General features: G+C 71.1%; 11 protein-coding genes. 1 reads left to right on the plus strand and 10 read right to left on the minus strand.

Going from position 1 to position 15295, the window contains the following annotated elements; genetic code table 11:
* Positions 1–111: 111 nt before the first annotated feature.
* The 4 genes from ACFY9V_RS34755 to ACFY9V_RS34770 all read right to left on the minus strand — a co-directional run bounded on the left by ACFY9V_RS34755 (position 112) and on the right by ACFY9V_RS34770 (position 4857).
* On the minus strand, positions 112–1029 hold the full coding sequence (locus ACFY9V_RS34755; RefSeq protein ID WP_391164309.1) for an ABC transporter permease subunit: 918 nt from the start codon (positions 1027–1029) through the stop codon (positions 112–114).
* On the minus strand, positions 1026–2243 hold the full coding sequence (locus ACFY9V_RS34760) for an ABC transporter permease subunit (protein WP_391164310.1): 1218 nt from the start codon (positions 2241–2243) through the stop codon (positions 1026–1028). Before ACFY9V_RS34760 ends, ACFY9V_RS34755 begins: the two co-directional genes overlap by 4 nt.
* Positions 2244–2292: 49 nt before the next feature.
* Positions 2293–3534, minus strand: coding sequence for an extracellular solute-binding protein (locus ACFY9V_RS34765; protein WP_355343536.1), 1242 nt, complete (start codon positions 3532–3534; stop codon positions 2293–2295).
* Positions 3535–3756: 222 nt separating this feature from the next.
* On the minus strand, positions 3757–4857 hold the full coding sequence (locus ACFY9V_RS34770) for a substrate-binding domain-containing protein (protein ID WP_391164311.1): 1101 nt from the start codon (positions 4855–4857) through the stop codon (positions 3757–3759).
* Between the two features lie 150 nt (positions 4858–5007).
* Between ACFY9V_RS34770 and ACFY9V_RS34775 the strand changes: the two genes are divergently transcribed.
* Positions 5008–7236, plus strand: a complete 2229-nt coding sequence (locus ACFY9V_RS34775; RefSeq protein WP_391164312.1) for a glycogen debranching N-terminal domain-containing protein — start codon at positions 5008–5010, stop codon at positions 7234–7236.
* A gap of 42 nt (positions 7237–7278) precedes the next feature.
* Here ACFY9V_RS34775 and ACFY9V_RS34780 read toward each other — a convergent pair whose 3' ends face one another.
* The 6 genes from ACFY9V_RS34780 to ACFY9V_RS34805 all read right to left on the minus strand — a co-directional run bounded on the left by ACFY9V_RS34780 (position 7279) and on the right by ACFY9V_RS34805 (position 15198).
* Positions 7279–8487, minus strand: a complete 1209-nt coding sequence (locus ACFY9V_RS34780) for a Gfo/Idh/MocA family oxidoreductase (protein WP_391164313.1) — start codon at positions 8485–8487, stop codon at positions 7279–7281.
* A gap of 69 nt (positions 8488–8556) precedes the next feature.
* Positions 8557–9618: a substrate-binding domain-containing protein gene (locus ACFY9V_RS34785; RefSeq protein ID WP_391164314.1), complete on the minus strand. Its 1062-nt coding sequence runs from the start codon at positions 9616–9618 to the stop codon at positions 8557–8559.
* A gap of 89 nt (positions 9619–9707) precedes the next feature.
* Positions 9708–10727, minus strand: coding sequence for an ABC transporter permease (locus ACFY9V_RS34790; RefSeq protein ID WP_391051797.1), 1020 nt, complete (start codon positions 10725–10727; stop codon positions 9708–9710).
* Entirely contained in the window at positions 10724–12334 is a 1611-nt protein-coding gene (locus ACFY9V_RS34795) for an ATP-binding cassette domain-containing protein (protein ID WP_391164315.1), read from the minus strand. Before ACFY9V_RS34795 ends, ACFY9V_RS34790 begins: the two co-directional genes overlap by 4 nt.
* Positions 12331–13497 (minus strand): ROK family transcriptional regulator, encoded by a 1167-nt coding sequence (locus ACFY9V_RS34800; RefSeq protein ID WP_355343557.1) that lies wholly within the window; start codon positions 13495–13497, stop codon positions 12331–12333. The genes ACFY9V_RS34795 and ACFY9V_RS34800 overlap by 4 nt, the downstream gene beginning before the upstream one ends.
* A gap of 264 nt (positions 13498–13761) precedes the next feature.
* The gene (locus ACFY9V_RS34805; protein WP_391164316.1) at positions 13762–15198 is read right to left on the minus strand and encodes a cation:dicarboxylate symporter family transporter; all 1437 of its coding nucleotides are present in this window, start codon (positions 15196–15198) and stop codon (positions 13762–13764) included.
* Positions 15199–15295: the final 97 nt, after the last annotated feature.

Genomic DNA, 15295 nt, shown 5'->3' on the forward strand with positions numbered 1-15295 from the left:
ACGCGGACGCCGGCACACCACACCCGGCGGGCGCCCTGTCAGGTGGGCGCCCGCCGGGGGGACTGAAGGGCCCGGAGGCCGTGGGCGGGGTGCGGAGGGCGGGTCGGGAAGCTACTCCTTGACCGCGCCCGAGTTCGCGCTGCGGACGAAGTGCCGTTGGAAGACGAAGAACAGCAGCGCGACCGGGATCGTCGACAGCAGGGCCGCGGTGAGCTTCAGCGGATACTGCGTACCCGCGCTGAGGCCGCCGGAGACGAGGTGGGCCAGGCCCGTGGTGAGGGTCTCGTACTGCGGGGACTGGGTGGCCACGAGGAAGTGGGTGAACTCGTTCCAGGAGCCCTGGAACGACAGGATGGTCAGCGTGATCAGCGCGGGCTTGGCCATCGGCAGGACGACCGACCAGAAGGTGCGGAAGACGCCCGCGCCGTCGATCCGCGCCGCTTCCTCCACTTCCTTGGGCACCGACACGAAGAACTGCCGCATGATGAACACCCCGGCCGCGTCGACCAGCAGCGGCACGATCATTCCGGCGTAGCTGTCGAACATCCCGAGCTGGTTGAGCACCAGGAACTTCGGGATGAGCAGGACCACGCCGGGCACGGACATGATCGTCAGCAGCCCGTTGAACAGCAGGTTGCGGCCCCGGAAGTCCAGCCGGGCCAGGGCGTATCCGGCGAGCGAGTCGAAGAAGACGCGTCCGGCGGTGATGAAGACCGTGACCACGATCGAATTGGCCAGCCAGCGGGTGAACGGCACCGCGTCGCCGGTGCCGCCGAGGCCGAACAGGCGCCGGTAGGAGTCCAGCGAGAACGGGTTCGGCAGCAGCGACAGGGGATGGGCCGCCGCGTCCGGGTCCGTCTTGAGCGAGGTCGCGATCTGGACGAAGAACGGCAGGGCGTACAGCAGTCCCATGCCGATCAGCAGCCCGTACACCACGATCCGCAGCACCCGGCTGCCGGACGACCGGCTGCCGGGACGGCCTTTCGCCGACCGGCCGGAGGAGCGTCGTTCCATCGTCCCGGCGCTCATGACGTCCTCCCTCGCACCAGCCGCGCCCGCAGTCGGCTGAATCGTGTGACCGCGTCGCGGTCGCGCAGCAGGACGCGCTGCACCAGCGTCATCACCAGGATGATCGCCAGCAGCAGGAAGGCGATGGCCGCCGCGCGCCCGTAGTCGGCGTCCTGGAATCCCGCGGTGTACGACAGGTAGGCGGGGGTGAGGGTCGTGTTGGCGGGTGCGCCCTGGCTCATGACGTACACCGCGTCGAAGACCTGCCAGGTGCCGATCAGTCCGAGGGTGACGACCAGGAAGAGCACCGGGCGCAGCGCGGGCAGCGTCACGTTGCGGAACGACTGCCAGCGGTTGGCGCCGTCGAGCAGCGCGGCCTCCTCCAGCTCCGCGGGTACGTCCTGGAGCGCGGCGAGGAAGATCAGCATGTACGTGCCCGAGCTGGTCCAGATCGCGAGGATGATGATGGTGCACATCGCGATGGAGGGCCCGGCCAGCCAGTCCCACCAGGACAGTCCGAGGAAGCCGTGCGCGGCGAGCGCGGGCACGGGCTTGTCCGGGTCGACGATGCCGAGGCCGCCGAGCACGGTCCACACCAGGCCGTGCGCGTCGGTGAACCACTTCGGTCCGGTGATGCCCACCCACTTCAGCAGCGCGTTGACCGCGCCGCTGCCCTGGAAGAGGAACAGGAACACCGTGGATATGGCGATTGAGCTGGTCACGGACGGGAAGTAGAAGACCGTGCGGAACAGGCTCTTGCCCTTGACGCGGCGGCTGTTGACCGCCACCGCCAGAGCCAGGGCCAGGGCCGTCTGGACGGGGACGACCAGCAGGACGTAGTACAGATTGTTGCGGATCGACGTCATGAAGAGCTGTCGGTCCTGACCCGGCCGGGTCAGCAGATCGGAGTAGTTGCGCACCCCGACGAAGTCGGCGGCGCCGCTGAAGGGGTTCGACTGCCCGTTCCAGTGCAGCAGGCTGACCCACAGCGCCATGCCGATGGGCAGGAGCAGGAAGAGGCCGAGCACGACCACCATCGGGCTGACGAACAGCCAGCCCCACAGGCCCTGATGCCCCTTGATCGCCCGGTCGCGGCGCCCGCCGCCGAAGCGGGGACCGCGGCGCGTACCGGCGCCCGCCGTCCCGCCGCCGCGGGCGCCCCGTGTGCCCGTGCCTCCCGGCGGGGCTCCCGGCCCCGCCGGTGCGGCGACGGCGCCGCTGCCGTGCTGGCTCATCTCTTTCTCCTCCTGCTCCTGCCCCCGCGGTGCTGCCCGGCCGGTACGGTCAGTTGTCGCTCTTGAGTACCTGGTCGCCGTTGGTCTGGAGGCTGGACAGGATCTTCTTGGGATCGCCGGTGGCCAGCCCGGACAGGTCGGTGTCGAACTGGGCCAGGACCTTGGTGAAGCCGGGGACGGTCACCGGACCCTGCGCGAAGGCGGTGCCGTCGGCGAACGCCACGCTCGCCGGGTGCTTCTCCTTGAACGTCGCCAGCGCGCTGTCGCGCGAGGGCAGCACACCGATGGCGTCGGCGAAGGACAACTGCTGGTCGACGGTGGTGAACGCCTTCACCAGGTCGACGGCCGCGTCGTGGTGGGCGCTCTTGTTGGCCACGCCCCAGCAGTTGCTGAAGGACAGCGTGCCCTTGCCCTTGGGACCTTCGGGCAGCGGGACGACCTTGTAGCCGACCTTCGGGTAGTCCGCGGTCATCGCGCCGGTCAGCCAGTTGCCCTCGATGGTCATCGCGGCCTTCTGGGTGCCCAGTGCCTCACCGCCCCAGCCCGTGTCGACCTGCTTGGGGAACTTCATCACGCCCTCGTTGAGCAGCTTCTTCACATACGTCAGCGCCTCGACGTTCGCGGGGCTGTCCGCGGTGACCTTGCTCTGGTCGGCGTTGGTGACCCAGCCGCCGGCCTGCTTCATGAAGGGGCCGAGCTGGTTGTACGAGGCGTTCACGACCAGACCGGTGGTCTTCTTCGTCGTGAGCTTCTTGGCGACCTTCTCCAGGTCGTCCCACGTCTTGGGGTAGTCCGCGTCGGTGAGCCCGGCCTCCTTCCACATGGCCGTGTTGACCGCGAGCGCCAGCGTGGAGCTGTCCTTGGGCGCGCAGACGAACTTGTTGTCGTAGGTGAAGGACGCGCGTAGCGCGCTGTTGAAGTCGTCCTTGTCGGAGAGCTGGTCACCGTAGGCGTACAGCGAGTTGCCCTTGGCGTAGTTGGCGAAGACGCTGGAGCCGACGTAGAAGACGTCCGGCGGCTTGCCGCCCGCGAGGGCCTGGCCGAGCTGCTGGTCGAGGTTCTGGGCGGCGATCACCGAGACGGTGTTGCCGGTCTTCTTCGCCCACGCGGTCGCGGCCTGCTTCACGGCGTTGGTCTCGTTGTCGCCCGAGGAGCCGATCATCACCGTGAGGCTCTGCTTGCCGCCCGAGTCCTGCTTGCCGCTGCTGTCGCTGCCGAAGTTGGACGAACACCCGGCGACCAAGAACACCCCGCACACGGCGGTGGCGGTCGCGGCTCTGCGTACTGTCATCGTTTCTCTCCAGGACTGTCCGGATCATCCGGAACCTACGGAACTCCGCGAGCCGGGCGATGAGGGCGCCCGATGCGGTGGGCCAGCGTGGCCGTGCCGCTTTATCGCTTTGTAGCTTTATGGCGTGACAGACGTGTCCGGTCTGCCAGGTCAGGACCGTGGGGCGCGGTCCATGTCACCCCACGGTCCTTCAACCCTTCGGACCAGGCGGTCCGTCGGGAACTAGGGGGCCGACGGCCGGTCGTCGGGCGACGTCGCGGCGGACGGTCCCGCCGCGGAGCTCTCCCGGACGATCAGCTCCGGCGTCAGCAGCACATGCTCGGGATCGGCCTGCGGGTCGCCGATGCGCGCCATGAGCAGCCGGGTGCAGATCCGGCCGACCTCCTCCAGCGGCTGACGGACGCTGCTGAGGCCAGGACTGAGCAGACCGGCCGCCGGGGAGTCGTCGAAGCCGACCACCGCCACGTCCCGGCCGGGGGTCCGGCCGCTGTCCCGCAGCGCCCGGTAGCAGCCCAGTGCCAGGGTGTCGCTGGCCGTGACGACCGCGGTCACGCGGGGCAGGACCCGCGCCACCGCGTCCCGCGCCGCGTTCACGTCACCCACCGAGGAGACCCGCAGGTCACGCACCGGCAGGTCGTGGCGCCGCATCGCCTCTCGCCAGCCCGCGGCCCGGTCGTCGCCGACGCCCGAGCCACGCGGCCAGCCGAGGAAGGCGATCCGGGTGTGTCCGGCGGCCACGAGCTGGTCGACGGCCGCCGACGTACCGTACGCGCCGTCCACGTCGACCCAGTCGCCGGTGTCACGGGCCGACCAGGACCGGCCGAACGCCACGAAGGGTACGCCACGTTTGTGCAGCCAGGCCGGGCGCCGGTCGCCGCGGTGGGTGTTGCTCAGCACGAACGCGTCGACCGAGTGGTCGCGCAGCAGCGCGTCGTAGCGGTCGACCTCGTCGTCCGCGCCGGACCGCGCCGCGAACAGCAGCACACGGTACCCCGCCTTGTCCGCGGAGTCCGACAGCGCGTGCAGGAAGTCGTCGAGCACGGGGGTGGACTCCCCCGCGAACGTCGGCTGGATGGCATAGCCGATCAGCCGGCTGGACCGGGTGCGCAGCGAGCGGGCGGCCTGATGCGGCCGGTAGTCCAGCTCGCTGATCGCCTCACGGACCCGCTCCAGCGTGCGGGGCGCGAGCAGGTCGGGCGAGTTCAGCGCGTTGGACACGGTCTGTACGGACACGCCGGCGCGCTGGGCGACCAGAGCCAGTGTCACCGGCTTGTTGTTGCGCCCGCCTGAGCTGGTCGTACGCGGCACCACGGCCTCCGTCATCCATGCGCCGCACTACTCGAAATGCGGCGCTGCATCTTCGATGGATCGATAAAACTCCCTTTCACTGCTGGTTGGCAAGGGTTAGAGTGAATTTTGATCGATCCAAATTCTGAGGCACCATCTCGGTCCACCGACGAGAGGCACCACCCTGTGAACACGGCCGTCCAAGGGCACAGCACCGCGAACCCGTCTCCCACGGACGTCGTCACCGAGGGCTTGCAGCCCTTCCTGCACGACGCCTGCACCACGCTCTACGCGCCCAGCCTGGTGCTGTCCCGACCAGGCGGGGACATCTCCGCCGGTGCGGACGGCTTCTTCCACGGCGACCGCCGGGTGCTGTCGAGCCTGGCGGTCCGGGTCGAGGGCGTCCCCCTGATCCCGGTCGGCCACACCCTCGGCCCCGCCGACAGGACCGCCTTCCGCGCGATCCTGCGCGGTGTCGGGGAACACACCGCCGACCCCGCGGTCACGCTGCGCCGGGTCCGCTCGGTGGCGCCGGGCACGCTCCGCGAGGAGCTGGAGATCGTCAACGCGGGGCTGCGGCGGATCCGTCTCGATGTGGTGGTCGCCGCGGCCACGGACCTGGCGCGGATGACCGACGTCAAGTCCGGGCGCACGGTCGCCGCGCTCCCCGCGAGGGCCGAGGACACCGGGCTGACCTGGGGCGACGACGAGCTGACCGTACGGCTGCGGCCGGTGTCGGTGGCCGTGACCGCTCCCGGTGCCGGTGCCGGTACGGTGTCGGGTCCGGCGTCCGGCCGCGCGCCGATGCCGGGACAGGACTCCGGCGACGGTTCAGGACCGCGCGAGCCGCTGGTCGACGCCGACAGCGGTGAGCTGCGTTACACCGTGGAGCTGCCGTCGGGCGGCACCTGGCGGGCGACGGTCGAGTGCGGTGTCAGCGACGCGGAGCCGGACCAGTTCCCGGCCGTCGCGCGGGACGCCGTACCGTGGTCGCCCACCGAGCTGCGCAGCGCCGACGGCCGTCTGGACCGGCTGCTGGCCCGGTCGGTGGGCGACCTGGAGCGGCTGCTTCTGTCGGACCCGCTGCACCCCGAGGACCGTTTCCTGGCCGCCGGGTCGCCGTGGTTCCTGACGTTGTTCGGCCGGGACTCGCTGTGGGCGGCGCGGATGCTGCTGCCGCTGGGCACGGACCTGGCCGCGGGGACGCTGCGCACGCTGGCCCGCCGCCAGGGCGCCGTCACCGATCCCCGTACCGAGGAGCAGCCCGGCAAGATCCTGCACGAGGTGCGCCGCGAGACCCTGCACCTGGCCGAGGGCGCGAAGCTCCCGCCGGTGTACTTCGGCACCGTGGACGCCACCCCGCTGTGGGTGATCCTGCTGCACGACGCGTGGCGCTGGGGTCTCGACCCGCGGCAGGTGCGCGAGCTGCTGCCACACGCCGAGGCCGCCCTGGAGTGGCTGGCCACGTACGGCGACGCGGACGGCGACGGGCTGCTGGAGTACATCGACACCACCGGCCACGGGCTCGCCAACCAGGGCTGGAAGGACTCCGGCGACTCGATCCGCTGGCGCGACGGCCGTCTCGCCAAGGCGCCGATCGCGCTGTGCGAGGTCCAGGCGTACGGCTACGAGGCGGCGATGGCGGGCGCGGCGCTGCTGCGGGCCTTCGACCGGCCGGGCGCCGAGCGCTGGGAGCAGTGGGCGGACCGGCTGCGCAGCCGCTTCCGGGAGAGCTTCTGGGTCGAGGACGAGCAGGGCCGCTACCCGGCCGTCGCCCTCGACGCCGACAAGCGTCCGGTGGACGCCGTGACCTCCGGCTTCGGCCACCTGCTGGGCACCGGGCTGCTGGACCCGCGGGAGAGCGCCCTGCTGGCCGCCCGGATCGCGGGACCCGAGCTGGACTGCGGTTTCGGGCTGCGCACGCTGAGCACGGACTCCACCGGTTTCAACCCGTTCGGCTACCACATCGGCTCGGTCTGGCCGCACGACACCGCCATCGCGGTGCACGGCCTGGTCCGCGCCGGATTCCCCCGCGAGGCCGCCAAGCTGGCCGAGGGCCTGATCGCCGCGTCCGCCGGTTTCGACGGACGGCTGCCGGAGCTCTTCGCCGGGCACGGCTCCGAGCTGGACAGCGCGCCCGCCCCGTATCCGGCGGCCTGCCGTCCGCAGGCGTGGTCGGCGGCCTCCGCCGTCCTGCTGGTCCAGGCCGCGCTCGGGCTCGAGGCCGATGTGCCCGGCGGGTCGCTGCGGATGTCCCCGCTGGCGGCGGGCCGTCTCGGCCCGCTGACCATGAGCGGTCTGCGGGTCGGCGAACAGCCGCTGGCCGTACGGCTCGACGCGGACGGCCGGGCGGGGGCCGACGCTCCCGACAGCCTGACGGTGGAGGGCGCGGACCGCTTCGGCGCGGCGGGCTGAGCGCCGCCGCGCCCGCGTAGCCGTGAGGGGCCGTTCCTTCGGTCACTGCCCCCGGTCGGTGGGCTCCGGTCCCGGTCCGGAGTCGGTGTTCTCGGCGGTACGGGCAGGGAGCGGGGTCCAGGCGGCGTCGTGCTCGGCGCTGCGCTGGACCGCGTCCAGGACGACCTGGACCTCCAGGGCGTCCGCGAAGGACGGCTCGGGGTCGCGCCCCTCCGCGATGGCGGTGACCAGGTCGCGGGCCTGGTGGGTGAAGGCGTGCTCGTAGCCGAGTCCGTGGCCCGGCGGCCACCAGGCCGACAGGTAGGGGTGGTCGGGTTCGGTGACCAGGATGCGGCGGAAGCCCTGTTCCGCCGGTGGCTGGGCGGCGTCGAGGAACTCCAGTTCGTTGAGGCGTTCCAGGTCGAAGGCGGCGGAGCCGAGGGAGCCGTTGATCTCGATCCGCAGGGCGTTCTTGCGGCCGGTGGCGAAACGGGTCGCCTCGAAAGTGGCCAGCGCGCCGCCGTGGAAACGGCCGAGGAACACCGTCGCGTCGTCCACGGTCACCTCGCCCCGCGCGGCGGGCACGGCGCCGGGCAGCGGTCGTGTCGGCACGAAGGTCTCGCTGAGCGCGGCGACGCCCGACAGCCGGTCGCCCGTCAGGTGCTGGGCGAGGTCGACGATGTGCGAGCCGATGTCGCCCAGCGCGCCCGATCCGGCGTGCTCGCGCCGCAGCCGCCACACCAGCGGGAACCGCGGGTCCACGATCCAGTCCTGGAGATACACGGCGCGTACGTGCCGGATCCGGCCGAGCCGTCCGTCGGCGACGAGGCGGCGCAGCAGCGCGAGCGCCGGGACCCGCCGGTAGGTGAAGCCGCACATGGCGCGGACGCCCGACTCCCGCGCCCGGTCGGCGGCCCGGCACATCGCGCGGGCCTCGGCCACCGAGTTGGCGAGCGGCTTCTCGCACAGGACGTGCTTGCCCGCCGCGAGCGCGGCGACGGCGATCTCGGCGTGGCTGTCGCCCGGTGTGCAGATGTCGATCAGGTCGATGTCGTCGCGGGCGATCAACTCCCGCCAGTCGGCGGTGCTTTCGGCCCAGCCGAGCCGCTCGGCGGCGGTCGCGGCCCGCTTGGGGTCGCGACCGCACAGCGCCGCCATATGGACGCGGGCGGGCAGGTCGAAGACATGGTCGACGGTACGCCAGGCTTGTGAGTGCGCGGCGCCCATGAAGGCGTGCCCGACCATGCCGACGCGTAGCCGCTGAGTGGTCATGTGGTCTCCCTGCTCATCGGGGTTCGGCGCGCGCAAGCGCGCGGTGAAAGGAGAGGGGAGCCGCCGGGGTCAGAAGCCCAGCGGCAGGTAGTCCGCCACGTTGGACTGGGTGATGGTCTCCGAGGCGAGCCGCAGTTCCTTGGGCACGCCCAGCTCCGTCAGGTCGGCCATGCCGCGGTTGTTGGCCAGCAGCCGGGCGAGCGAGACGGCCGAGCCCGCCATCGTCGGGCTGTAGGTGACGGTGGCCTTGAGCACCGTGTTGTCGTCGCGGATCTGCTCCATGACCTTGCGCGAGCCCGCCCCGCCGACCATGAAGAACTCGTCCCGCCCGGCCTGCTTGACCGCGGCGAGCACGCCGACGCCCTGGTCGTCGTCGTGGTTCCACACCGCGTCCAGCCTCGGCGCCGCCTGGAGCAGGTCGGAGGTGACCTGGTGGCCCGAGTCGATGGTGAACTGCGCCGAGACGCGGTGCTTGACGCTCATGCCGTACGTGGCCAGGGCCTCCTTGAAGCCGCGGCTGCGGTCCTGGGTCAGCGGCAGATTGTCGATCCCGGCGATCTCGGCGATCGTCGCGTTGGTCTTCCCGTCCGCCTTGAGGCGGCTGCCGATGAAGTGACCCGCGGCCACGCCCATGCCGTAGTTGTCGCCTTTGATCAGGACCCGGAACGCCTGTTCGTCGGAGAACTGCCGGTCGAGGTTGACCACCGGGATACCGGCCTGCATGGCCTTGCGTCCGGTGGCCGTGAGCTGGGCGCCGTCGAAGGGCAGCACCACGATGACGTCGGGCTTGGACTGGATCAGCGTCTCCATCGCGGCGCGCTGGGCGGTGGCGTCCTCGCCCGCCTCCACGGCCTTGAAGGTGACCTCGGAGAACTGCTTGGCGCGGCGCTGCGCGTTGGTGGTGATGGCCGCGAGCCAGCCGTGGTCGGCGGCGGGGGCGGAGAAGCCGATGGTGATGGCCTTGCCGGGCGCGCCGCTGTCCACGGGCGCGGCCGGGGCGGAGGTCTGCGCGGACGGCTTGTCCTCACTGTTGGAGGTGCAGGAGGCGACCAGGGCGGTGGCACCGACGGCCGCGCCGCTGAAGAGGATGTTTCTGCGGGAGACACAGGAGCTTCTTGACTGTTCGGACATTTCGTCCTCCGCGAGGGTGGGTGGTGCCGTGCGCGTGGCGTACGGCGGGCGGCTGGGAGAGACCGGAAGGAGGAGAGCGCCGGTGGCGGTCAGGGGCGGCGGCGCAGCAGCAGCTTGCTCGGCTGGAACTGCTGGACCAGGACGGCGCCCGCGATGATGGCGCCCTTGACGATGTTCTGCACTTCGGCCGGCAGATTGTTGAGGATGAACAGATTGGTGATGGTGGTGAAGACCACCACGCCGAGCAGCGAGCCGACGACGGTGCCCCGGCCGCCGGTCAGTACGGTCCCGCCGATGATGACGGCGGCGATGGCGTCGAGTTCGTACAGGTCGCCCTGGCCCGAGGAGCCCGCGTTGGCCTGGGCGACGACCATGATCGCGGCGATGCCGCAGCACACGCCGGACAGCGCGTACAGGTAGACCGTCTGGCGGCGGACGTTGATGCCCGCCAGGCGGGCCGCCTCCGCGTTGCCGCCGACGGCGACGGTGCGGCGACCGAAGGCGGTGCGGTTGAGCAGCACCCAGCCGACGGCGGCGACGGCCGCGAACAGCCAGACCAGCAGCGGGATGCCGAGAAACTTGTTCTCCGCGAAGCGGTTGACGGCCCCGACGTCGACCTCCTGGGTCTTCTTGTCGGAGATCTTGGCGGCCAGACCGCGGGCGCTGACCATCATGGCGAGGGTGGCGATGAAGGGGACGAGGCGGCCGTACGCGATCAGCAGGCCGTTGACCGTACCGGCGACGGCGCCGACGATCACGGCGGTGAAGACCATGCCGGGCACGCCGAAGTCCTGGGTGGCGACCGTCGTGCACCACACGGCGGCCAGCGCGGTGAGCGCCCCGACGGACAGGTCGATGCCGCCGCCGATGATGACGAAGGTCATCCCGATGGCGATCACGCCGATCGCCGACGCCTGGGTGAGCACATTGAGGATGTTGCCGCTGGTCAGGAAGCGGTCGTTGGCGCTGATCAGGCCGATCACCACGAGTGCGGCCAGGACCGCGGTGAGTCCGAGATTGCGCCGTACGGGCTCGGCCGCGTCCCGTCTCCACCAATTCGTCGGTTCGGTCTTCGCCGCCGGCGGCGGCGAGGTGAGGTCGGTCGTCACTGGTCCGTCCCTTCCAGCAGTGCCCCCGCCATGACCAGGTCGAGGACCAGGTGTTCGTCCAGCTCGCGCGCCGGGGCCTCCCGTACGATCCGGCCCTCGCGCATCACCAGGACCCGGTCGGCCAGGCCCAGCACCTCGGGGACCTCGCTGGAGACCAGCAGCACCCCCACGCCTTCGTCGGCCAGGTCCCTGATCACCCGGTACAGCTCGGCGCGGGCTCCGACGTCGACGCCTCGGGTGGGTTCGTCGAGCAGCAGCAGGCTGGTGCCGCCGAGCAGCCAGCGGCCGACGACGACCTTCTGCTGATTGCCGCCGGACAGGGTGCCGGCCTTGCGTCCGACGTCGCGCGGGCGCAGGTCGAGCCGGTCGGCGATGCCGCGCGCGGCGGTGCGTTCGGCGCCGCCGCGTACGAACCCCGCGGTGGTGTGCCGGGTCAACGAGGCCAGGCCGATGTTGCGTTGGACGGCCTCGTCCAGCAGCAGCGCCTGGCTCTTGCGCTCCTCCGGCGCCAGGCCGAGCCCTGCGCGCACGGCGGCGGGGACGCTGCCGGGCCGCAACCGCCGCCCCCGTACGAGGACATGGCCGTGGTCCGGGCGGCGCGCGCCGAAGACCGTCTCCAGCAGTTCCGAGCGGCCGGAGCCGACGAGTCCCGCGATGCCGACGATCTCGCCGGGCGCGACGGTGAGCGAGACGTCGCTGAACTCGCCCTGACGGCTGAGGTGTTCCACCCGCAGCAGTTCGGTCTCCGGCTCCTGACGGGCGGCGGTTGCGGCGGCCGACCGCTTGGAGAAGGTGGGGCGGCGCGGGAAGACGTACTCCAGGGAGCGGCCCGTCATCAGGCCGACGAGTTCCTTGGTGGGGGTCGAGGCGGGCAGGTCGGCGGCCGTGGTGCGGCCGTCCTTGAGCACGGTGACGCGGTCGCAGATCTCGCGGATCTCGTCGAGCCGGTGCGAGATGTAGATGACGGCGATGCCCTGGCCGCGCAGTTCGCGGATGATCCGGAAGAGGTTGGCGACCTCGTCGTGGGCGAGGACCGCGCTCGGTTCGTCCATGACCAGCAGCCTGGCCTCGCGGGACAGGGCGCGGCCCATGCTGACGATCTGCCGTGCGGCGGCGGGCAGTTTGTCGATGGTGCGGTTGACGGGGATCTCGGCGTGGCCGAGGCGGCCGAGCACGGCGCGGGCCTGCTCGCGCATGCCGGGACTGCGGACGAATCCCGCGGTGCGCGGTTCGTGGCCGAGCAGCACGTTCTCCGCGACGGTCATGTGCGGGACGAGGTCGAGTTCCTGGTAGATGGTGGCGATCCCGGCGCGCATGGCCGCCTGGGGGTCGGCGAAGGTGACCGGTCTGCCCCGCCACTCGATACGGCCGGAGTCGGGCCGGTGCACTCCGGAGAGCACTTTGATCAAGGTGGACTTGCCCGCGCCGTTCTGGCCCAGCAGGCAGTGCACCTCCCCCGGCCGGACCGCCAACTCGACGCCGTCCAGGGCCCGGACGCCGGGGAAGGTCTTGACGACCCGGTCCAGGCGGAGGATCGGCTCCCGGACGAGGTGGCGGCCCGTGGACGCGGGGGAACGGGCGGGTGGGCTGGGAGGGTTGGCGGTCATAGCTGTCTCCCGTAGTGGAGTTCGCTGGCCAGCAGCGCGGCGCCGACGACCCCGGCCCGCGGGCCGAGTTCCGACAGGACGATCGCCAGATTGCCGGTGGCCAGCGGCGGCGAACGTTTGTAGACCACGCTGCGGATCTCGGCGAGCAGGAGGTGGCCGAGTCCGGCCAGGCCGCCGCCGATGACGATCATCGACGGGTTCATGAGGCTGACGAGGTGGGTGAGGACCTGTCCGACGCGGTGGCCGCCGTCCCGGACGAGGTTGAGGCAGACGAGGTCGCCGCCCGCCGCGCACTGGGCGACGTCCGCGGCGGTCACCGCTCCGTGGGCGGCGAGCCGTTCGGCCAGCGCCTCGGAGCGTCCGGCGCGGGCGGCGGCGGTGGCGTCCCTGGCGAGGGCGACACCGCCGAAGTGCGCTTCGAGACAGCCGGTGTTGCCGCAGGAGCAGGGCAGGCCCGCCGCCTCGACCTGGATGTGTCCGATGTCGCCCGCCGAGCCTTCCGAGCCCCGGTAGATCTGGCCGTGCACCTGGACACCGCAGCCGATGCCGCTGCCGATCTTCACGAACAGGAGGTTGTCGACGGAGCGGGCGACGCCGCTGTGGTGTTCGCCGAGCGCCATCAGATTCACGTCGTTGTCGACGACGACCGGGCAGCCGTGCTCGCTGGTCAGAGTGGAACGCACCGGGAAGCGGTCCCAGCCGGGCATGATCGGCGGGGAGACGGAGACGCCGTCCCGGAAGCTGACCGGTCCCGGCAGGCCGATGCCGATGGTGTCGAGCCGGGCGCTGCGGCTCTGCGCGCCCAGTTTGCGCAGGAGTTCGCTGACCCGGTCGAGCACGGGTCCGGGTCCCTGGCGGATGTCGGCGCTCTCGGAGTACGAGGCGACCGCCGCCAGGCGGCCGTCGGTGATCTCGATGTCGATGGAGCTCGCGCCCAGGTCGACCGCGGCGAAGCGCAGTTCCGGGTCGAGTTGGACGAGGGTGGAGCGGCGACCGCCGCGCGAGGCCGCGGGTCCCGCCTCCAGGATCGTGCCGCTCGCGATCATCCGGTCGAGTTCGGCCACCAGCCGTGGGCGCGGCATCTCCAGCTCGTCGGAGAGCTGCGCCCGGGACAGCGGCCCGAGGTCACGCAGTCGGCTCAGTACGCGGTACTGGATGCTCACAGGCCCACACTTCCTCTGACGGCATCAGAAGTTGTGACGGAACGTTAGGACCGCACCAAGGGTCGGTCTAGAGCTTTCACAGAGATTGCTAAAAGTTGTTATAGGGATGACAAAAAGAGTGGACGGTCCGAACTGAAGGTGGATCACTTCCGGCCACGCGTCAGGGAGTTGATCCGGTGGCGGGCGTTCCGGGGCGGCGGGCACACACGCGGGCCCCGCCGGAAGGGGGAGTTCCGACGGGGCCGTTCGGGAGGGCGCGGGAGGTCAGAGGGCGGCGGTCTCCTTCTTGACCAGGGCTCCCTCGGGCGCGGACCGATCGGGCGCGGACTGATCAGGCGCGGGCCGGCCGGGAACGGGCTGGCCGGGCGTGGCCGACGGCGCGTAGGCGTCGTCCTCGTCGGACAGGGTCGACTCGTCGAAGGGCAGCTCTCCCGCGAAGACCCGCCGCGCGCGGTCGCGGTCGAACTCCTTCGTCCAGGTGCCGATCAGGACGGTGGCGACGGCGTTGCCCGCGAAGTTGGTCACGGCGCGGGCCTCGCTCATGAAGCGGTCGATGCCGACGATCAGACCGATGCCGTCGACCAGCGCGGGACGGTGTGACTGGAGTCCGCTGGCGAGCACGGCCATGCCGGAGCCCGAGACCCCGGCGGCGCCCTTGGAGGCGATCATCATGAACAGCAGCAGCGAGATCTGCTGGCCGAGGGAGAGCGGCTGGTCCATCGCGTCGGCGATGAACAGCGACGCCATCGTCAGATACATCATCGTGCCGTCGAGGTTGAAGGAGTAGCCGGTCGGGACCGTGATGCCGACGACGGGCCGGCTCACCCCGAGGTGTTCCATCTTGGCGATCAGCCGCGGCAGCGCCGACTCCGACGACGACGTGGAGACGATCAGCAGGAATTCCCTGGCGAGGTAGCGCAGCAGGTGGAAGAGGTTGACCTTGGCGAACAGCCACAGCACCGCGCCGAGGACGGCCACGACGAAGATCAGGCAGGTCACGTAGAAGCCGATCATGATCGTGGCCAGCGCCTTGAGCGCGTCCACACCCGCGGAGCCGACGACGGCGGCGATCGCGCCGAACGCGCCGACGGGGGCCGCCCACATGATCATCGACAGGACGCGGAAGACCAGTTTCTGGATGTGCCCGACGCCGCGCAGCACGGGCGCCCCGACCGGCCCCATGGCCTGGAGGGCGAAGCCGACGAGCAGCGCCACCAGCAGCGTTTGCAGCACCTGGCCTTGCGTGAAGGCGGAGACCAGGGTGGTCGGGATGATGCCGAGGACGAAGTCCACGCCTTCGGTGGGGGCGTCGGTGGCCTGGGCCTGGCCCGCGTTCTTCAGCGCCTCGGTCAGGTGCAGCCCGCTGCCGGGGTGCAGGATGTTGCCGACCAGCAGGCCGACGGCGAGCGCGGCGAACGACATGGTGACGAAGTAGCCGAGCGCGAGGCCGCCGACCTTGCCGACCTTGGCGGCGTTGCGGACGGATCCGATGCCGAGCACGAGTGTGCAGAAGATGATGGGCGAGATCATCATCTTGATGAGATTGACGAAGCCGGTGCCGATCGGCTTCAGCTCGACGGCCACACCGGGCGCGAGGAGGCCCAGCACGGCGCCCGCGATCGTCGCCAGGATGACGGCGGTGTAGAGGTAGTGGGTATGGTCTCGACGGCTCGTGACGTCGCTGGGGGCCTGGGCTGACACCTTCGTCTCCCTCGGTCCGCGGGCGCCGTCCCAAGCGCCCGCGATCGGACAGGTCCCGGTGACTATGCGCTCGGGGCGTGAGCCAGGTCACGTTTGC

The organism is Streptomyces sp. NPDC008317 (assembly GCF_042955955.1).
Taxonomy (GTDB): Bacteria; Actinomycetota; Actinomycetes; order Streptomycetales; family Streptomycetaceae; genus Actinacidiphila.

What these genes read in the sequence shown, in the direction of transcription:
- ACFY9V_RS34755 (WP_391164309.1), bottom strand. Translation starts at nt 1,029, where the DNA reads ATGAGCGCCGGGACGATGGAACGACGCTCCTCCGGCCGGTCGGCGAAA.
- ACFY9V_RS34760 (WP_391164310.1), bottom strand. Translation starts at nt 2,243, where the DNA reads ATGAGCCAGCACGGCAGCGGCGCCGTCGCCGCACCGGCGGGGCCGGGA.
- ACFY9V_RS34765 (WP_355343536.1), bottom strand. Translation starts at nt 3,534, where the DNA reads ATGACAGTACGCAGAGCCGCGACCGCCACCGCCGTGTGCGGGGTGTTC.
- ACFY9V_RS34770 (WP_391164311.1), bottom strand. Translation starts at nt 4,857, where the DNA reads ATGACGGAGGCCGTGGTGCCGCGTACGACCAGCTCAGGCGGGCGCAAC.
- ACFY9V_RS34780 (WP_391164313.1), bottom strand. Translation starts at nt 8,487, where the DNA reads ATGACCACTCAGCGGCTACGCGTCGGCATGGTCGGGCACGCCTTCATG.
- ACFY9V_RS34785 (WP_391164314.1), bottom strand. Translation starts at nt 9,618, where the DNA reads ATGTCCGAACAGTCAAGAAGCTCCTGTGTCTCCCGCAGAAACATCCTC.
- ACFY9V_RS34795 (WP_391164315.1), bottom strand. Translation starts at nt 12,334, where the DNA reads ATGACCGCCAACCCTCCCAGCCCACCCGCCCGTTCCCCCGCGTCCACG.